Below are 17,760 nucleotides of genomic sequence, written 5' to 3'. Positions count from 1 at the left end.
TACGCTCTGTGTTGTGAAAATCGCGCTCATCGACTCCGGCGTCGGGCTCCTGGCCGCCGCTGCCGCCGTACGCAGGCTGCGGCCCGACGCCCATCTCGTGCTCTCGAGCGACCCCGACGGGGCGCCCTGGGGCCCCAGGACCGAGGCCGAGATCCGGGAACGGGCGCTGCTGTGCGCCCGAGCCGCCGCGGCGCACGGACCGGACGCCCTGATCGTCGCGTGCAACACCGCCTCGGTGCACGCACTGCCGGCCCTGCGCGCGCAGCTGGAGCCCGACATCCCGGTGATCGGTACGGTGCCCGCGATCAAGCCCGCGGCGGCCGGCGGCGGCCGGGTCGCGGTGTGGGCCACCCCGGCCACGACCGGCAGCGCGTACCAGCGACGGCTGATCGAGGAGTTCGGCGGCGGCGCGGACATCACCGCCGTTCCCTGTCACGGCCTCGCCGAGGCGGTGGAGCACGGCGACGAGAGCGCGATCGACCGGGCCGTCTCGGCCGCCGCGGAACTCACCCCCGAAGGTGTGAACGCGGTCGTACTGGGCTGCACCCACTACGAGTTGGTCGGCGAGCGGATCCGCGGCGCCGTACGGCTCGACGGCCGTCCTGCGCCCGACACCCACGGCTCGGCACGGGCGGTCGCCGCGCAGGCCCTGCGGCGCGCGGGCGCGCTGCCCAAATCGCCGGCACACCCGGTGGGCACGGTGACCGTGCTGCACAGCGGTCGCCCGGCAGGGCTGGGCGGGACCGCGCAGGTCTACGCCGAGGGCCGGCTGCTCGCAGCCCCGAGCCCGGTGGTGTGACGCGGTGGCGTGTGCGCCGCCCCGACCGGCCCGCACGCGCGCCCGCACACGAGCCGCGCACGCGCCCGACCGGACCGCACACGAGCCCGTACGAGCCCCGTACGGGGCCTGTGGACATCGGCAGGCGGCTGCCCGCGGCGACGTAGGGTCGGGGCATGGCGACTCCCGACTTCATCCGCGAGCTGCGTGCCGGCATCGGTACGCGGTTGCTGTTCCTGCCCGGCGTCACGGCGATCGTCTTCGACGACGAGGGCCGCGTACTGCTCGGCCGCCGTTCGGACACCGGCCGCTGGGCGGTGATCGGCGGCATCCCCGACCCCGGTGAGCAGCCCGCCGAGACCGCGGTGCGGGAGGTGTACGAGGAGACCGCGGTGCACTGCGTGCCCGAGCGGATCGTGCTGGTGGAGACGCGGGACCCGGTCACCTACGACAACGGCGACGTCTGCCAGTTCATGGACGTGACCCTGCGCTGCCGTGCGGTCGGCGGCGAGGCCCGGGTGAACGACGACGAGTCCCTGGAGGTGGGCTGGTTCGCGCGGGACGCGCTGCCGCCGCTGGAGGAGTTCGGGCTGACCCGCATCAAGCTGGCCGCCGGCGACGATCCGACCTGGTTCGCCCCGGCCGCGCCGCAGGACGCCCGACCGCAGGACGCCTGACCGCAGGACGTCCGGGGCCGTCGTTCGGCCCGTGTGCCGGGGTGGGGCACGCCGGGCCGCAGCCGCTCGGGTTGCACCTTCCGCAGCGGCATGTGTTCCGGTGGGATCCGGCTCCCACCCCGCCCAGGCCGGTGGAGCAGCTTCCCCCTCGCCCAGGAAGGCCCCTGTTCATGTCCTCGCCCCTCATCAACTCGCCGCGCCGGGTCAAGATCGGTGACGCGGCGGCCTTCGTCGGCACCACCGCCCGGGCGATCCGGCACTACCACGGGATCGGCCTGCTCCCGGAGCCGGAGCGCGGCGGCGACGGCCGCCGCCGCTACGGCTACGAGGACATGATCCGGCTGCTGTGGATCCGCAGGATGGCCGACGCCGGGATCGCCCTGGACGACATCCGCGGCGCCTTCGCCGACACCGCGGCCGCCGATCCGGCCGGTCCCGCCGCACCTGCCGACCCCGCCGGCGAGGACGGCCTCGCCGGCATCCTGGAACGGCTGGAGGAGACCCTGCTCGCCCAGGAGGCAGAACTCCGTCGGCAACGCACGGCCGTGCAGCGCATGCGCACCGAGGGCAGCCGGATGGGCCTGCTCTCCGACTTCGTCACCCGCCGTCTCACGGACCTGCCCGAGGGCTCCCTGCGCCAGGCGGACCTGGACAGCCTGCTGGTCACCGAGCGCATCTTCGGCCCGCTCGGTGCCGCGGTCCAGGCCACCCGCTTCATCGCCCTGGCCACGCACCCGGAACTGCGGGAGGGCTCCGACCGCGTCGACGCCGCCGAGGAGGCGCTGGACGACACGGTCGCCGTCGACGACCCCCTGGTGGCCCGGGTGGCTGCCGAACGGCACGCCTTCGAGGCGGAGTTGAACGCCGTCATCGAGGAGTCCGGCCTGGCGGCGAGCGACGAGGCGCTCTTCGACGACTGGGAGGCACTGCACCCCGTCAACGCCGACGAGGACGACCCGGACTCCGAGCGCAAGCAGAGAACCATGAGCGTGTTCGAGGCGACGGGCAAGATGCCCTACGACTTCTCCCCGGCCCGTCTGCGCTGCATGGAACTGTCCGTGGAGCTCCTCACCCGCGAGTAGCCCGCCTCCGGGAGCACGCCCCGTCAGACCGGACGGGGGCGCAGCTCCCCGGCGAGGGAGCGGCCCCGGGCCGACCCGTCGCGGTTGCCCGACTCGCCCCGGGCCGGAGGCGGTCGGACGGCCGTGCCGGGCCGAGGAGGCCGTACGGAACTTCTCGCCGCCGCCGAGGAACGCTTACTTTGCTGCAAGGTCGGGCGTGCTGGACTGCGGCGCATGAAGATCCCAGCGAAGACCAGAAACAGCAGCGGTTTCGGACGTCCGGGCGGCGGGCGTTCCCCGCTCTCCCGGCGCGCCCTGTGTGCCTCCGGCGTGGTGGCCGCCCTGGTGGCCGGTGTCGCTCCCGCGCAGGCGATCAGCGGGGGAGAGGAGGCAACCGCCACCTACTCGTTCATGGCGTCGCTCCAGGAACGCGAGAGCGGCGAGCACTTCTGCGGCGGAACGCTCGTGGACCGGCAGTGGATACTCACCGCCGAACACTGCCTGCTCGCCCGGGACGACGCCTCCGGGAACGAGCTCACCGATCCGGAGCAGATCCGGGTGCGGCTGGGCAGCAACGACCGTACGAAGGGCGGCGTGATCCGCCACGGCACCAGGATCGCGGTGGCGCCCAAGGACGGCGAGATCGGCCAGGACATGGCGCTCCTCAAGCTCGACGCCCCGGTCGACGCCGCACTTGCGACCCTGCCCGACACGGCCTCCGAGCCGGGGCAGGCGGTGCGCACCATCGGCTGGGGCAACCACGAGATTCCGGAGGACCCGACCGGTCCCTGGCCGCCGCTGCCGATCAAGCTGCGCCAACTGGACACGCACGTCATCGAGGACGACCGCTGCCCCGGGATGAGCGGCGAGCCCATCCTGTCGCGGGAGTTGTGCGTCGAGGCTCTGCCCGGCGAGGGGAAGTGGCCGCAGACGACGCGGTCCGGGGACTCCGGCGGCCCTCTGCTGGTGAAGGCGGGCGACTCCTGGACCGTCGTCGGCGTCGTCTCCCGCGGCAGCCGCGAACAGCACGCGATCTTCGGTTCCACCCACGGTGAGCTGGAGTGGATCGAGGAGACCGTCGGCCGGTGACGCCTCGTCTGGGGCCGGGCCGCCACGCCCGCCGCGTGCGCGGCCCGGCCCCCGCACCGCGGGCCCGGCCTCCCGGCCCTGCCCGCCGCCCCGCCGTACGCTCGCGGCCCGCCGTACGCTCCAGCCCCGTCCCGGCCCCGGGCGTCGCGTCCCGGCGCGCCGGGAACGCGGCTCCGGCTTCCCGTCGCCGGGACGGCCGCGCCGGCTCAGAGCTTGCGGTACGCGTACGCCTCCTCGGCCGCGGCCCGTACCGCCTCGACATCGCCCCCGGCCGAGGCGGTGACCAGTGCGGAGACGGCCCCCTCCAGGAAGGGAGCGTCCGCGACGACGGTCTGCGGCGGCAGTTCGTCCTCGTCCGCCAGCAGACTGCGCACCGTCAGCACGGCGCTGCCCAGGTCGACCAGAACGACCACGCCCGCACCCCGGTCGACCTCGCCGGCAGCCGCCACCACCCGCTCCGAGCTGGTGCCCACCCCGCCGTCGTCGGTGCCGCCCGCCGCGGCCAGCGGCGCGTGGCCGCCTCCCGGCGTGAGGTCCTGTGCCAGCCGGGCGACCGACTTGGCCACCTCTGCGCTGTGCGAGACCAGCACCAGTCCGACCCGACCGCGCTCACTCATCGCCCGCCACCTCCGCCAGTGCGCCGAGCAGCAGGGCCGCCGAGGTCGCGCCGGGGTCCTGGTGGCCGACGCTGCGCTCGCCCAGATAGCTCGCTCTGCCCTTGCGGGCGCGCAGCGGCACCGTGCCCTCGGCGCCGCGCAGCGCGGCCTGCGAGGCCGCCGCGAACCCGCTCTCCAGTGCGTCGACCGCGGGTTGCAGGGCGTCCACCATCGTCTTGTCGCCCACGGCAGCCCCGCCGAGCTTCACCACGCCCTCCACGCCGGCGCGCAGACCCTCGCCCAGCACCGAGGGGTCGACCTCGGCCTCGTCGCCCAGCGTCTTGCCCACGCGCCGCAGCAGCGTCCCGTACAGGGGCCCCGAGGCGCCGCCGACCTTTGAGATCAGCGTGCGGCCCGCGAGTGTCAACACGGCTCCGGGGCCGGTGAGTTGGCCCTCCTCCTGGGCGGAGTCGAGAGCCGAGGTCACCGCCTGGAAGCCTCTGCGCATGTTGCCGCCGTGGTCGGCGTCGCCGATCGGTGAGTCCAGCTCGGTGAGCCGCTGCTCGTTGTCCGTCATCGCACGGGCCGCCGCCGCCATCCAGTGCCGGGCCCGATTGGAGTCCCACTTCGCCTCTGTGTTCCGGTCGCTCACGCCGCTCCGCCTCTCCTGTCGGCCGTACGAGATCCGCTCCGCCGCCCGCGCGCCCGCTCCGGACGCCCGAGCGCCCGCTTCAGGCACCCCAGCGCAGGCCGGGCGTCCGCACGGGGGCGTCCCACAGCCGCAGCGTCTCCTCGTCCGCCTGGCACAGGGTGAGCGAACAGCCGGCCATGTCGAGCGAGGTGACGTAGTTGCCGACCAGGGTTCGGGCCACCACCACACCGCGCTCGGACAGCGCCCGCTGGACCTCGGCGTTGAAGCCGTAGAGCTCCAGCAGCGGGGTGGCGCCCATGCCGTTGACCAGTGCGAGGACCGGAGCGGTGGGCATCCGGTCGGCGAGCAGCGCGTCGACGGTGGCGTCGGCGATCTCGCCCGAGGTCATCATCCCGCGCCGCTCCCGCCCCGGCTCGCCGTGAATGCCGATCCCCAACTCCAGCTCGCCGGCGGGCAGTTCGAAGGTGGGACTGCCCTTCGCCGGAGTCGTGCACGGGCTGAGGGCGACACCGAAGCTGCGGCAGGACTCCGACACCTGCCGGGCGATCGCGGCCACCCGGTCCAGCGGTGCGCCCTCCTGCGCGGCGGCACCGGCGATCTTCTCCACGAAGAGCGTGCCCCCGGTGCCGCGGCGGCCGGCGGTGAAGGTGCTGTCGGTGACCGCCACGTCGTCCTCCACCAGGACCCTGGCGACCTGTACGCCCTCGTCCTCGGCGAGTTCGGCGGCCATGTCGAAGTTGAGCACGTCGCCGGTGTAGTTCTTCACCACGAACAGCACGCCCGCGCCGCTGTCCACCGCGGCCGCGGCCCTGGTCATCTGGTCCGGCACGGGGGAGGTGAACACCTCTCCGGGGCAGGCGGCGTCCAGCATGCCCGGACCGACGAAACCGCCGTGCAGCGGCTCGTGACCGCTGCCGCCGCCGGAGACCAGCGCCACCTTGCCGGCGACCGGGGCGTCCGCGCGCGTGATCACCCGGTTCTCCACATCGACACTCAGCTCGGGGTGGGCAGCCGCCATCCCGCGCAGCGCGTCGGCCACCACCGTCTCGGGCACGTTGATCAACTGCTTCATGGGACCTCCTGGCGCGAGTGGCGGATCGCCGCAGCGGCGTCCGTGCCTGGTGCCGACCGTGCCAGTATCGCGGCAATCGGCCACTCCGGCAGGGGTACCGCCGGACGGGTCCCCGCGCCCCCGGAGAACGCGGCGCCCGCGCGGCCCGAGCACCGGCCGCGGGCGCGGTTCTGCCAGGTCCGGGCCACCTGCGGCCCGGTCCGCACGGGTGCGGCGGGTGCCCGCGGCACGGGTCGCGGCACACGTCCCGGTACGGGTCGCGGTACGGGGCCCGCCATACCCAGGCCGAGCGGCGACGGACATACTGTTCGGGCGCAAGGGGAGCTGAGGCACACGACGGGGGCGGAGAGATGGAGGGGACCACGCTGATCCAGGGCAGATACCGGCTGCTGGAGCGGATCGGTCGTGGCGGCATGGGCGAGGTGTGGCGCGCCCGTGACGAGTCGTTGGGACGACGAGTGGCCGTCAAGTGCCTGCGCGCGGGCCGCAGTCAGGGCGGCGGACTCGACGACGAACTGCATCAGCGCTTCCGCCGTGAGGCGCGGGTGGCCGCCTCCCTCCAGCACCGGGGAGTGACCGTCGTCCACGATTTCGGCGAGTCCGAGGGCACGCCGTTCCTGGTGATGGAGCTGCTGGAAGGGCTGAACCTCAGTCAGCTGCTGAAGGAGAACGACGGCGATCCGCTGCCGGTGGCCGACATCTGGGACATCGCACAGCAGATCTGCGAGGCGCTGGCGTACACCCACGGCCAGGACATCGTCCACCGGGACCTCAAGCCGGCCAACGTGATGCGGCTGACCGACGGCACCGTGAAGATCTGCGACTTCGGCATCGCCCACCTGAACCAGGAGCCGGGCTTCACCGCACGCACGCCCAACGCCGGTGCCGCGATGGGCACTCCGCCGTACATGTCGCCCGAGCAGATCAGCGGCCGAGCGGTGGACGAGCGCAGCGACCTGTACTCGATGGGCTGCGTCCTCTACGAACTCGCCACCGGTGCACCGCCGTTCGACCTGGAGGACACCTGGTCCATCCTGATCGGCCACACCGAGACCGAGCCGACCCCGCTGCGCGAGGCGCGCCCGGGACTGCCCGAGGAGCTGGACCGGATGGTGCTGGCGCTCCTCGCCAAGGAGCCGCACGACCGCCCGCAGGGGGCGACCGAGGTCGTCGAGTGGATACAGCGGGCCAGGCTCGACACCGGCCCGCTGGTTCCCGCCCCGCGCGGCGGGGAGCAGGAGCTGCTGCCGGGCTGGGCGCTCGGCATCCGGGCGGGCCTGGCGCCCGGCCGCCTGCCGCGCGGACGTGCCCCCGAGCCGTCGCCGCTCAGCGCGCGCTGGACGCTGCCCCGCCCCGGCCTCGAACCCCACGCCGCCGTGCTCGGCGCCGTGCCGACGCCCGCGACCGTCGAGGAGCGGCACGCACTGGGGCTGAGCCTGGGGCACCACGGGCGGTGGGCCGAAGCGGGCGAACTGCACCAGCAGGTCGCCGCCGAGCGGGCCGCGGCCCTGGGTCCCGAACATCCCGAGACCCTCTCCAGCCGCTACGAGCTGGGGTTCGCCCTCTCCCGGCAGGGTCGGCACGCCGCGGCGCTCACCGAGTTCGAGCAGGTCGCGGCCGCCAGGGAGCGGCAGTTCGGGGCCACCCACGCCGAAGTGCTGGACGCGCTCCAGGAGTCGGCGTACGTCCTCGACGGCCTCGGCCGCCACGAGGAGGCCCACCGGACGTACACGGCGGTGCTCGCCGCGCGCGAGGCGAGCGCGGGCCCGGACGATCCGGAGACCCTGCGCTGCCGCCACAACCTCGCCTTCAACCTCAGCGGTCTCGGGCGGCTGGAGGAGTCCTGCCGACTCTCGCACGACGTCGCCGCGGCCCGCGCCAGGGTGCTGGGCGAGAACCACCCGGACACCCTCTCCACCCGGTACGAGGCCGCGTACGCGCTGGGGCGGCTCGGCCGCTGGGAGGAGGCGCTGGCGATGTACGTCCGGGTCGCCGACGCCCGTTCCCGCGTCCTGGGGCCCGACCACCCCGACACCCTCGCCGCCCGCTACGAGACCGGGATCAGCCTCGGCCGGCTCGGCCGCAGCGAGGAAGCCCTCGCGCTGTACCGGGAGTTGGCGGCCGCCCGCAGCCGCGCCCAGGGCGTCGGGCACCCCGAGACGCTGCGCGCCCGACACGGCATCGGCGTCAACCTGGGGCGGCTGGGCCAGTGGGAGGAGGCGCTGGTGGAGGCCCGTGAGGTCACCGCGCTGCGGGCCGGCACCATGGGGCCCTCCGATCCCGACACCCTGGTGAGCCTGCGGGAAGTGGCCGTCGCCCTGGGCTGGTTGAGCCGCTGGGAGGAGGCGCTGACGATCTACCGGCAGGTTGCCGCCGCCCGCGACCGGGTGCTCGGCGCCACCCATCCGGACGCGCTCACCAGCGGAAACGACGAGGCGCACTGCCTGGAGCAGCTGGGCCGGCACACCGAGGCCACCGCCGTCTACCACCGGGTGGCGCAGATACGCCGCAGCGCCCGCACCTGACCGTCCCGATCCGCCCCGTGCGCGACGGCCCCGTGCGTCCCGGCCCCCGTGCGCGTCGGCCGACGTGCGGGCCGAGCGTGTACGCACTGCTGCCGCGGTGGCGGAAGCCGTGCTAACCAGGTGCCATGAGTGCATCCTCCGCGCCGCCCGCGCGCCCGAACGCCGTGTACGACGCCGTGATCGTCGGCGGCGGCCACAACGGGCTGGTCGCCGCCGCCTACCTCGCCCGCGCCGGTCTGAGCGTCCTGCTGCTGGAGCGGCTGGACCACACCGGCGGCGCCGCCGTCTCCGACCGCGCCTTCGAGGGGGTGGACGCCCGGCTCTCCCGCTACTCGTACCTGGTCAGCCTGCTGCCCGGGAGCATCGTGCGAGACCTGGGGCTGGACTTCTCGGTGCGCGGACGCTCGGTGGCCTCCTACACACCGGTGCGGCGCGATGGCCGCGACCAGGGTCTGCTGGTGACCGACGACGCGTCCCACAACCGCCGGGCGTTCGCCGAACTCACCGGCTCGGACCGGGAGTTCGAGTCCTGGCAGCGCTTCTACGGCAGAGCCGCACAGGTCGCCCGACGAGTTTTCCCCACCCTGACCGAGCCGCTCCCCAGCCGCAGCGAACTGCGCCGCAGGGTGGACGACGACCGCACCTGGGAGGAGTTCTTCGAGCGCCCCATCGGCGAGAGCATCGAGCGCCACTTCGCGGACGACCTGGTGCGCGGCGTCGTGCTGACCGATGCGCTGATCGGCACCTTCAGCCATGCGCACGACCCCTCGCTGCGCCAGAACCGCTGCTTCCTCTACCACGTCGTCGGCGGCGGCACCGGCGACTGGAACGTGCCGGTGGGCGGCATGGGCGCGCTGACCGACGCCCTCGCCGCCTCCGCCGCAGCGGCCGGCGCCGAACTGGCCACCGGGCACGAGGTGACCGCGGTCGCCACCGACGGCAGGCAGGCGGAGGTCACCTTCCGCACCCGGGAGGGCGAGGGCCGGGTGGCGGCCCGTTACGTACTGTCCGGCGCGGCTCCCGCCGAGCTGGAATCGCTGCTCGGCGCGGGCGGTTCGGCCGACGCGCTCTTCGGCGACTCGGGCGCCGGACGGGACACCGGGGGCGAGGAGCGTGTCGAGGGCGCCCAGTTGAAGGTCAACATGCTGCTGCGCCGGCTGCCCCGGCTGCGCGACCGGCGGGTCGACCCCCGGCAGGCGTTCGCCGGAACCTTCCACATCGCGGAGGGCTACGAGGCGCTGGAGCACGCCTACCGGCAGGCGGCCTCCGGCGTCCTGCCCTCGGCGCCGCCCTCGGAGATCTACTGCCACTCCCTGACCGACCCCTCGATCCTCGGCCCCGAAGCGGCCCGCGAGGGCTTTCAGACGCTCACCCTGTTCGGGCTGCACGCTCCCGCCCGTCTCTTCCGCGGCACCGACGAGGCGGCGGTGCGCGAGGAGTTGTGCGAGGCGACCCTGGCGCAGCTCCAGGAACACCTGGACGAGCCGCTGTCCGACTGCCTCGCCACGGACGCCGCGGGCCGCCCGTGCCTGGAGGTCAAGACGCCCCTGGACCTCGAACGCGATCTGCGGATGCCCGGCGGGCACATCTTCCACCGCGACCTCGCCTTCCCGTACGCGCCCGACCCCGGTACGGCCGAGCCCGGCGGCCTCGCGCCGCAGCCCGGCGACCCGGCGGACCCGCAGGCGCGCTGGGGCGTGGCCACCGGGAGCGCGAACGTGCTGCTGTGCGGCGCGGGTGCGGTGCGCGGCGGCGGCGTCAGCGGCATCCCCGGACACAACGCGGCCCGCGCGCTGCTGGAGTTGGAGGCCCGCTCAGCGCGCTGACCCCCGCTCCGCGCGCTGACCCCGCGCCCCGCCCGGTGCCGCTCGCCGCGGACGGCGCCGGCAGGGCCCGGCGGCGTGTGGAGCCCGGCGGCGCCCAGGGCCCGGCGGCGTGTGGCGGGGCCTGGCCCAACCCGGTGGCCCTGCGCGAGGATCGGGCCATGGACTTCCTCACCGCCGCCGACGGGACCCGCCTCGCCCACCACCGCCGCGGAAGCGGTCCGCCGCTGCTGTGCGTACCGGGCGGGCCGCTGCGCGACTCCGCCTACCTCGGCGGGCTGGGCGGTCTGGACGCACACCGCGAACTGCGTCTGCTCGATCTGCGCGGCACCGGTGGCTCGGAGCGCCCGCGCGACGTGCAGAGCTACCGGTGCGACCGGCAGGTCGACGACATCGAGTCGCTGCGCGGGGTGTCCGACCTCGAACGGGTCGATCTGCTGGCGCACTCCGCGGGCGCGGAGATCGCGGTGCAGTACCTGCTGCGCCATCCCGACCGGGTGGCGCGGCTGGTCCTCCTCACCCCGAGCGCCGCCTCGCTCGGCTTCGGCGACGACTTCCCCGCACGGCGGCGGGCGTACGAGCGGCGCAGCGGACCGCCGTGGTACCCGGCGGCGCACGCCGCCCTGGAGCGGATCGCCGCCGGAGAGGCCGAGGACGAGGACTGGGCGGCGGTACGGCCCTTCACCTACGGGCGCTGGGACGCCGCGGCCCGGGAGCACGCCGCACGCAGCCCCCAGGAGCGCAACCAGGAGGGCGGCGCCCTCTACTACGCTCCCGAGGCGTTCGACCCACCGGCCGCCCGCGCCGCGCTGCGCGACTTCACCGGTCAAGTGCTCGTGGTGGCGGGCGAGTTGGACGGCGGCCCGACCCCCGAACGCGCCGCCGAGATCGCCGCAGCCTTCCCGCGAGGACGCGCGGTGGTGGTCCCCGGCGCCGCGCACTTCCCCTGGCTCGACGAGCCCGAGCGCTTCACCGCCACCGTCAACGGCTTCCTCAGGCTGCGCTGAGCCTGCCGAACCGCAGCACACCGCAGCGCCCCGCACCCCGGCGCCCCGCACCCCGGCGCCCCGCACCCCCCCCCGACGCGCCCCTCTCCAAGGCTCTGCCGGGACGGCAGGCGCTGCCCGGTGGCCCCGATCGACGCTGTGCGCGAGGCTGGTTGACGACGCAACCACCGTCCGGCGCCGGACGCATCCGCATCGCGGGCGTGCCTGCCGCCCGGACCGGCCGAGGAGGTGCCATGCCCCAGCCCCAGGGCGAGGAACTGGAAGCGATCCGGGCGCGGCGGGAGGAGGTGCGGGAGCGCTGGCTGCGCCCGCGCGCCGAACGTCCGGCGAGCACGGCACGCGGTGTGCACCATGTCGCCTTCATCTGCGCGGACGTCGAGGAGACCGTCCGCTTCCACCAGGAGCTGCTCGGCTTCCCGCTGGTGGAGATGGTCGAGAACCGCGACTACCGCGGGTCCACCCACTTCTTCTTCGACATCGGGCACGGCAACCTGCTCGGCTTCTTCGACTTCCCCGGCCATCCGCACCCGCCGGCGGCCGAGCACGTGGGCGGCGTGCAGCATCTGGCGATCTCCATGACCGACGCCCAACACGCCGCCGCGAGGCGGGCGTTGGACGAGGCGGGCGTGGAGTACGGCGGCCCGGACCGCGGTGTCGAGGAGAGCCTGTACCTGAAGGACCCCAACGGCGTTCCGCTGGAGCTCTACCGCGAGCGACTGGGCGACTTCGACGGAACGCCCCTGGTCGACCCCGACGGCCCCGCCGCGGACGACTGACCACCGCACCGCGCACCACCCGCCGCGCCCCACCCTCCGCCGTGCCGCCGTGGGCGGCTCGCACGGGGCCGGAGCCGCCTCGCGGGTCTCCCCGCCCGCCCGTACGCTGGCGATCATGACTGGCGAACGCGACCTCAAGAAGCTCCTGACCGGACTGCGACCGGAACTGCGGGAGGGCCCGTACGTCTTCACCAGCATCGAGGGCACCGCGGTCCCGGACTCGGTGGAACCGGTCGTCACCGTCGCGGAGCGCGAGGGCCTGACAGTGGTGGTGCCCCGCGCGCAGGCGGACGCCGCCGGGCTGCGCTACCACTCGGTCTTCGGCTGGATCACGCTGCGCGTGCACTCCTCGCTGGAGGCCGTCGGCCTTACGGCGGCCGTCTCCGCCGCGCTCGCCGGCGCGGGTCTGGGGTGCAACGTCGTCGCCGGCTACCACCACGACCATCTGTTCGTTCCCTACGAGCAGGCATCGGTCGCGGTCGCGGTGCTGGAGGACCTGGCGGCCCGGGAAGGCTGAGGGGTTGCGTACCATGGCGGCATGTCCTTCCTCCGCCGCCGCAGTGCCACACCCGCAGGGCCAGACTTCGACGTCCTCGCGATGGATCCGGGTGACTGGCCGGGAAATCTCGGCGCCGGTCTCCTGCCCGCCGCCGACGGAAGCTGCCAGGGCGTCTTCCTCAGGTACGACCTCTTCGGCGGCCACGGCCCCGCCATGATCATCGGCAACCTGCCCGAGGGCAGCCCGGCGCGCGAGACCGCCGACGACGAGGTGCCCTTCGAGGTCGCGCAGTTGCTGCTGGCGCTGGAGATGGACGAGCCGGTCAGCGTGACCGGCCGCGAGGACACCCCGGTCATGCACGAGGACAATCTGCTGATCGTGCGGCGGATCACCTGCTCGGAGCGCCGGATCTCCTGCGTGCAGTTCGACCGCAGCGACAACGTGCTGGTGACGATCGCCAGTTGGGACCGTCCGATCACCGACGACCTCTACCAGCTGCTCAAGCCGCTGCCCCCCAAGCTCTTCCAGCAGTGACCGCGGGTGCGCGCACGGCGCCGGGAGCGCCGTGCACACGCACCTTCGCGGGCGGTCGGTGAATCAGCGCGTACCGACGGCGGCGCGCACCGCCCGCCGGGCCAGGCCGCAGTCCTCGTGCAGCTGGCGCAGCAGCAGCCGTTGCTCCTCGCCGGGCGCCGGAGCGGCGTCGCCGGGGGCGGGAGCCTCGTCGCGCATGGTGCGCTGCACGGCCGCCTCGCAGGCCCGCACCTCCTTGGTGAGCACCAGCATCAGATTGACCAGGAAGGCGTCCCGTCCGGCGGGGCCGCCGCGCTGTGCGAGCTGGCTGATCTGGCGCCGTGCCGCCAGGGAGTCCCCGAGCGCGCACCACAGGGTGGCCAGGTCGTAACCGGGCAGGTACCAGCCGGCGTGCTCCCAGTCGACCAGCACGGGTCCGTTCGGCGCCAGCAGCACGTTGTCCGGGCGGGCGTCGCCGTGGCAGAACTGGCGCAGCGAGGTGCTGCGGGCGCCCGAACTCACCACCGAGCGCAGCAACTTGTGCAGATCGTCGAGATCGCGGTCGGTGAGCAGCCCGAGCTCGTGGTACCGGGTCAGCCGCTTGCCGTAGTCGAGCGGGCTGTCGAAGAGGTCGTGGGAAGGCTGCCAGGCGTTGAGCCGGTTGACCGCGCCGAGCACCGCGCGCAGCTGCGAGCGGTCGGGCAGGTCGATCGCCTGGTGGGGAGTGCCGGCCGGTCTGCCCAGCATCCGTTCGACGACCAGCGTGCTGGTCTCGGGGTCGGCGGCGATCAGCCGCGGCACCCGTACCGGCGGGCGGTGCCGTACGAAGGTGCGGTACGTCGCGACCTCGTTGCGGTAGCGCTCCGCCCACGACGGCGAGCGGTCGAGTAAACATTTCGCCACGGCCTGGCCGCGCCCGATCGTCCCGGCGAGCAGGACGGTGCGTCCGCTGCGGCGCAGCAGTTCGGTCGGCTGGAAGTCCGGGCACACCCGGTGCACGGACGCCACCGCGGCGCGCAGGGCGACTCCCTGCGGACCGGACAGGTCCAGCCGTACCCGGCCCGCGCGCGGGCCGGGGGGAGCGGGCACCGTACGCGCTCGGGGACGGGGGGCGACCATGGCGCTCGCGGAGGTCTGCGAGGACCGGCTCCGAGGAGGAGCGGCCACGGGTGACGTTGCGTGATACATAGTCGAACCAGATCCCTTCGCACGCCGGCAAGTTCACTGCGCACCCCGCCCCGGACATCCGATGCGGCCGGGACCGCACCCTGGGGAGTGCCGACCCGGTCGCCCCGGACACCCGGGGCGGGGTGGCGCGTTTCTACAGCACACCCGAGCGCGGGTGGCAGACCACATGGCGAACCCTGGCGAACGGTGGCGAATGCTCGCAGCCCCGGTCGGACGGCCGTTACTGTCAACTCAGCCGAGAACCTGGGGGCTTGACGTGAACAAGGGGCCCAATGCCCGACTCGCGGACCTGTTCGACCTCACCGGCTGGTCCAAGGGCGAACTCGCCCGGCTGGTCAACCGGCAGGCGGCGGCCATGGGCCACGCGCATCTGTCGACGGACACCTCCCGCGTACGGCGCTGGATCGAACGGGGCGAGACCCCGCGCGACCCCGTGCCGCGAGCGCTGGCCGCCCTGTTCACCGAGCGACTCGGCCGTGTCGTGACCATCGAGGACCTGGGGATGGGCAGATCAGGACCACCGGGCAGGAGGCCGTCCGTCGCCGGACTGCCGTGGAACTCTGACCAGACCGCAGCGGTCCTCACCGAATTCACGGGAATGGACCTCATGCTCAACCGACGCGGCTTGGTGGGCGCGAGTGCCGCGCTCGCCGCCGGCTCAGCACTCAGCAGCTCCCTGTACGAATGGATCCAGACCGACCCCACCACGGCACCCCCACCGGCGAGTTCCATGGGCCTGACCCAGGTGGACGCCGTCGCCGACCGCTACGAGGCCGCGCCGGTGGGCTCGGCCGAGGTCGAGGAGCTCGAACGCTCCGTCGAGGTGTTCCGGGCCTGGGACGCCGCCCGCGGCGGCGGCCTCCAGCGCAAGGCCGTGGTGGGCCAACTCAACGAGGTGGGCGGCATGTTGGCCTACCAGGACCATCCCGCCCATCTTCAGCGCAGGCTGTGGGGGGTGGCGGCCAACCTCGCCGTGCTGGCGGGGTGGATGTCGCACGACGTCGGCCTGGAGCCCACCGCCCAGAAGTACTTCGTGATCGCCGCGCACGCCGCGAGAGAGGGCGGCGACCGGCCGCGCGCCGGCGAGGCGCTCTCCCGCGCGGCACGCCAGATGGTCCACCTGGGCCGCCCCGACGACGCGTTGGACCTGATGAAGGTCGCCAGGGCCGGTTCCGAGGAGGAGACGCTGCCGCGCACCCGCGCCATGCTCCACACCATCGAGGCGTGGGCGCAGGCGTCCAAGGGGCAGGGCCAGGCGGTGCGGCGCACACTCGGCGAGGCGGAGGAGCTGTTCGTCTCCGACCGCGGCGACGAACCGCCGCCGAGCTGGATGCAGATGTTCGACGAGGCCGATCTGCACGGTATGCAGGCGCTGGCCTACCGCACGCTCGCCGACACCGACTCCTCGGCCGCACCGGTCGCCGAGCACCACGCCAAGCGGGCGCTGGAGCTGCGCGAGGACGGACGGCAGCGCTCGAAGCTCTTCGACCATCTCTCGCTCGCCTCGGCCTGCTTCATCGCGGACGATCCCGAACAGGCCGATCTGTACGCGCGGTTGGCGCTGGAGGCGATCGGTGAGAACTCCTCGCACCGCACCTGGCACCGGCTGCGCGAGATGTACCGGCTGACCGGCAGGTACGCGGGCGACGCGAAGATCGAGATCCTTCGGGAGGAGATCCAACTCGCGCTGCCCAAGGCACCCAAGGCCCCGCCGGCCGGCCAGGTCACCTCTCCGCGCGGGCTGAAGGTCTGACCGGCTGCGGGCCCCGATCGGCTCGCGCGCCCATCGCAACGGTCTTCGAGGCGCGGCTTCGGGCCCCGACCCCGGGTTCGACGCGCGGCTTCCGGCCCCGGTCTCGACGCGCGCCTTCGGGTCATGGGTTCGACGCGCGCCTTCGGGTCACGGATTCGGGTCCGGGCGCGCACCGGGCGAACTGCAGCGGCGGGGCATCCGCGCGATGCTCCGGCAGCCGCCCGGGACCGGCCCGCTACTCGCAGACGCGGGCGACCAGCGCGCAGGCGTCGTCCTCGCGCTCGGTGTCCCCGAACTCCTCCACCACCGCGCGCACGCACTCCCGTGCGGTCCGCGCCTCGCTGAAGCGCGGGGCGAGCTCCAGCAGCCGGGCCGCCCCCGAGCGCGTGGAACTGTCGAACTCCACGCTGCGCGGGGCCAGTCCGTCGGTGTGCAGGACGAGCAGGTCGCCCGGTTCGAGCTGTTCGGTGCGCTGGCCGTACCGGACGCCGTCCATGGCGCCCAGCAGTACGCCCTCGGGCTGGTCGAGCATCCGGCCCCGTCCCTCGCGGAAGAGCAGAGGGGCGGGGTGCCCGGCCTGCGCCCAGGTCAGGCGGCGGCTGCGCGGGTCGTAGTGGCAGCACAGCGCGCTGCCGAGCGCGGGCTGGGCCGAGCTGTCCAGGAGCTGGTTCAGATGCCCCATCAGCTTGCCCGGCTCCACTCCGGCCAGGGCGATGCCGCGCACCGCGCCGAGCAGCATCGCCATGCCGGAGGTCGCCTCCACCCCGTGGCCGGTGAGGTCGCCGACCGTCAACATCGAGCAGCCGTCGGGCAGTTCCATGGCGTCGTACCAGTCACCGCCGATCAGGGCGCTGGTGGCGGAGGGCAGGAAGTGCGCGGCGAGCTCCAGCGCGCCGCCTTCCTGGCGAGTGGCCGCCGGGTGGCGCATGGTCTCGCGCCAGGGCGGCAGGACCGCGGCCTGGAACTCGACCGCCACCCGGTGCTCGGTCTGGGCGAGGTGCCGGTCGCGGGCGTAGCTCTCCTGCGTCTCCAGCAGTGCCCGCTCGCTGCGCCGGATCTCGCTCACATCGCGCAGCACGCCCCACATCGCGACGGTGCCGCCGTCGGACGCCAGTACGGGCTCCGCGGACATGTGCACGGTGCGCACCTGATCGTCGGTGCGCCGTATCCGGAACTCGCCGTCGACCGGCTTCGCGTCCACCAGGCAGTTGGTCACTGCCTCCATCAGCCAGGGCTGGTCCTCGGGGAGCAGCCAGGCGGGCAACTCGTCGAGGGAGACCGGGCCCTTGGCGGGGTCGCGCCCGAAGATCGTGTAGAGCTCGGGCGACCAGCTCACCTCGTCGGTGCGCAGGTTCCACTCGGCGCTGCCCGCGCGGCAGGAGAGCGCACGGGGGTCGCCGTCCGGCACGGGCTCGGCCACCGCGATCTGCGGGGCGGACGGCGCCTGGGTGCGCAGCGGCGGCAGACCGTCGCGCAGCAGGCCCAGGTGCTGGCCGAAGTCCTCGAGGTGGTGGACGGCGATCTCGCACAGTGCGCGCTGCCAGCGGTGCTCGGGTGTGCCGACGCCGTCCCTCGTGGCGGCGTTGGCGTTCCTCCGGACACTCTCCATGCCTCCGCGCAGTCTGCGCGCCTGGGAGATGAGGGTGTCCAGGGTGCCGTGCTCAGCGGGGGTTGCGGGACGTTCCGCGGAAGGCTGGGGCATGGCGTACTCCGAATTGAGCGGTCAGCGGTAACACATCGGTCAACCGGTT

General features: G+C 74.0%; 16 protein-coding genes. 11 read left to right on the top strand and 5 right to left on the bottom strand.

Features of this window, described 5'->3' with window-relative positions; all coding sequences use genetic code 11:
* Positions 1-13: 13 nt before the first annotated feature.
* From MTQ01_RS17060 to MTQ01_RS17045, 4 genes are all read left to right on the top strand, one after another.
* Positions 14-799 (top strand): glutamate racemase, encoded by a 786-nt coding sequence (locus MTQ01_RS17060; protein ID WP_247491385.1) that lies wholly within the window; start codon positions 14-16, stop codon positions 797-799.
* A gap of 155 nt (positions 800-954) precedes the next feature.
* On the top strand, positions 955-1,455 hold the full coding sequence (locus MTQ01_RS17055; protein WP_247491383.1) for an NUDIX domain-containing protein: 501 nt from the start codon (positions 955-957) through the stop codon (positions 1,453-1,455).
* Positions 1,456-1,625: 170 nt separating this feature from the next.
* Complete coding sequence (locus MTQ01_RS17050) at positions 1,626-2,537, top strand: MerR family transcriptional regulator (RefSeq protein ID WP_247491381.1); 912 nt, start codon at positions 1,626-1,628, stop codon at positions 2,535-2,537.
* Between the two features lie 213 nt (positions 2,538-2,750).
* Positions 2,751-3,605: a trypsin-like serine protease gene (locus tag MTQ01_RS17045; protein ID WP_247491379.1), complete on the top strand. Its 855-nt coding sequence runs from the start codon at positions 2,751-2,753 to the stop codon at positions 3,603-3,605.
* 206 nt (positions 3,606-3,811) lie between these two features.
* Here the strand turns inward: MTQ01_RS17045 and MTQ01_RS17040 are convergent, their stop codons facing one another.
* The 3 genes from MTQ01_RS17040 to dhaK all read right to left on the bottom strand — a co-directional run bounded on the left by MTQ01_RS17040 (position 3,812) and on the right by dhaK (position 5,925).
* A complete protein-coding gene (locus tag MTQ01_RS17040) occupies positions 3,812-4,222 on the bottom strand; it encodes a PTS-dependent dihydroxyacetone kinase phosphotransferase subunit DhaM (protein ID WP_247491378.1) in 411 nt (136 codons plus the stop codon).
* Complete coding sequence (gene dhaL, locus MTQ01_RS17035; protein WP_247491704.1) at positions 4,215-4,799, bottom strand: dihydroxyacetone kinase subunit DhaL; 585 nt, start codon at positions 4,797-4,799, stop codon at positions 4,215-4,217. Before dhaL ends, MTQ01_RS17040 begins: the two co-directional genes overlap by 8 nt.
* Before the next feature lie 133 nt (positions 4,800-4,932).
* The gene (gene dhaK / locus MTQ01_RS17030) at positions 4,933-5,925 is read right to left on the bottom strand and encodes a dihydroxyacetone kinase subunit DhaK (RefSeq protein WP_247491376.1); all 993 of its coding nucleotides are present in this window, start codon (positions 5,923-5,925) and stop codon (positions 4,933-4,935) included.
* A gap of 350 nt (positions 5,926-6,275) precedes the next feature.
* On the opposite strand from dhaK, the gene MTQ01_RS17025 reads away from it, so the two are divergent.
* The 6 genes from MTQ01_RS17025 to MTQ01_RS17000 all read left to right on the top strand — a co-directional run bounded on the left by MTQ01_RS17025 (position 6,276) and on the right by MTQ01_RS17000 (position 13,089).
* Complete coding sequence (locus MTQ01_RS17025; protein WP_247491374.1) at positions 6,276-8,450, top strand: tetratricopeptide repeat protein; 2,175 nt, start codon at positions 6,276-6,278, stop codon at positions 8,448-8,450.
* A 125-nt stretch (positions 8,451-8,575) separates the two neighbouring features.
* On the top strand, positions 8,576-10,276 hold the full coding sequence (locus tag MTQ01_RS17020) for an NAD(P)/FAD-dependent oxidoreductase (protein WP_282613792.1): 1,701 nt from the start codon (positions 8,576-8,578) through the stop codon (positions 10,274-10,276).
* Between the two features lie 158 nt (positions 10,277-10,434).
* Entirely contained in the window at positions 10,435-11,280 is an 846-nt protein-coding gene (locus MTQ01_RS17015; protein WP_247491372.1) for an alpha/beta fold hydrolase, read from the top strand.
* A gap of 233 nt (positions 11,281-11,513) precedes the next feature.
* Complete coding sequence (locus MTQ01_RS17010) at positions 11,514-12,056, top strand: VOC family protein (RefSeq protein WP_247491370.1); 543 nt, start codon at positions 11,514-11,516, stop codon at positions 12,054-12,056.
* A gap of 115 nt (positions 12,057-12,171) precedes the next feature.
* Entirely contained in the window at positions 12,172-12,573 is a 402-nt protein-coding gene (locus tag MTQ01_RS17005; protein WP_247491368.1) for an ACT domain-containing protein, read from the top strand.
* A gap of 21 nt (positions 12,574-12,594) precedes the next feature.
* Positions 12,595-13,089, top strand: coding sequence for a hypothetical protein (locus MTQ01_RS17000; RefSeq protein ID WP_247491366.1), 495 nt, complete (start codon positions 12,595-12,597; stop codon positions 13,087-13,089).
* 63 nt (positions 13,090-13,152) lie between these two features.
* Here MTQ01_RS17000 and MTQ01_RS16995 read toward each other — a convergent pair whose 3' ends face one another.
* A complete protein-coding gene (locus MTQ01_RS16995; protein ID WP_247491364.1) occupies positions 13,153-14,256 on the bottom strand; it encodes an aminoglycoside phosphotransferase family protein in 1,104 nt (367 codons plus the stop codon).
* A 256-nt stretch (positions 14,257-14,512) separates the two neighbouring features.
* Here MTQ01_RS16995 and MTQ01_RS16990 point away from each other — a divergent pair, with 256 nt between their 5' ends.
* Entirely contained in the window at positions 14,513-16,009 is a 1,497-nt protein-coding gene (locus MTQ01_RS16990; RefSeq protein WP_247491362.1) for a hypothetical protein, read from the top strand.
* 235 nt (positions 16,010-16,244) lie between these two features.
* Here MTQ01_RS16990 and MTQ01_RS16985 read toward each other — a convergent pair whose 3' ends face one another.
* Complete coding sequence (locus MTQ01_RS16985) at positions 16,245-17,711, bottom strand: PP2C family protein-serine/threonine phosphatase (protein WP_247491360.1); 1,467 nt, start codon at positions 17,709-17,711, stop codon at positions 16,245-16,247.
* Positions 17,712-17,760: the final 49 nt, after the last annotated feature.

Origin of the sequence: Streptomyces sp. XM4193 (assembly GCF_023072595.1) — a bacterium.
Taxonomy (GTDB): Bacteria; Actinomycetota; Actinomycetes; order Streptomycetales; family Streptomycetaceae; genus Streptomyces.
The sequence above is the reverse complement of the archived record's forward strand: the minus strand, read 5'-3'. Positions and strand labels throughout refer to the sequence as shown.

Bases quoted from the DNA above. Each gene is read 5' to 3' on its own strand.
- dhaK (WP_247491376.1), bottom strand. From the start codon at position 5,925: ATGAAGCAGTTGATCAACGTGCCCGAGACGGTGGTGGCCGACGCGCTG.
- MTQ01_RS17045 (WP_247491379.1), top strand. From the start codon at position 2,751: ATGAAGATCCCAGCGAAGACCAGAAACAGCAGCGGTTTCGGACGTCCG.
- MTQ01_RS16995 (WP_247491364.1), bottom strand. From the start codon at position 14,256: ATGTATCACGCAACGTCACCCGTGGCCGCTCCTCCTCGGAGCCGGTCC.
- MTQ01_RS17020 (WP_282613792.1), top strand. From the start codon at position 8,576: ATGAGTGCATCCTCCGCGCCGCCCGCGCGCCCGAACGCCGTGTACGAC.
- MTQ01_RS17005 (WP_247491368.1), top strand. From the start codon at position 12,172: ATGACTGGCGAACGCGACCTCAAGAAGCTCCTGACCGGACTGCGACCG.
- MTQ01_RS17000 (WP_247491366.1), top strand. From the start codon at position 12,595: ATGTCCTTCCTCCGCCGCCGCAGTGCCACACCCGCAGGGCCAGACTTC.
- MTQ01_RS17015 (WP_247491372.1), top strand. From the start codon at position 10,435: ATGGACTTCCTCACCGCCGCCGACGGGACCCGCCTCGCCCACCACCGC.
- dhaL (WP_247491704.1), bottom strand. From the start codon at position 4,799: ATGGCGGCGGCGGCCCGTGCGATGACGGACAACGAGCAGCGGCTCACC.
- MTQ01_RS17010 (WP_247491370.1), top strand. From the start codon at position 11,514: ATGCCCCAGCCCCAGGGCGAGGAACTGGAAGCGATCCGGGCGCGGCGG.
- MTQ01_RS17050 (WP_247491381.1), top strand. From the start codon at position 1,626: ATGTCCTCGCCCCTCATCAACTCGCCGCGCCGGGTCAAGATCGGTGAC.
- MTQ01_RS17055 (WP_247491383.1), top strand. From the start codon at position 955: ATGGCGACTCCCGACTTCATCCGCGAGCTGCGTGCCGGCATCGGTACG.
- MTQ01_RS16985 (WP_247491360.1), bottom strand. From the start codon at position 17,711: ATGCCCCAGCCTTCCGCGGAACGTCCCGCAACCCCCGCTGAGCACGGC.
- MTQ01_RS17040 (WP_247491378.1), bottom strand. From the start codon at position 4,222: ATGAGTGAGCGCGGTCGGGTCGGACTGGTGCTGGTCTCGCACAGCGCA.
- MTQ01_RS17025 (WP_247491374.1), top strand. From the start codon at position 6,276: ATGGAGGGGACCACGCTGATCCAGGGCAGATACCGGCTGCTGGAGCGG.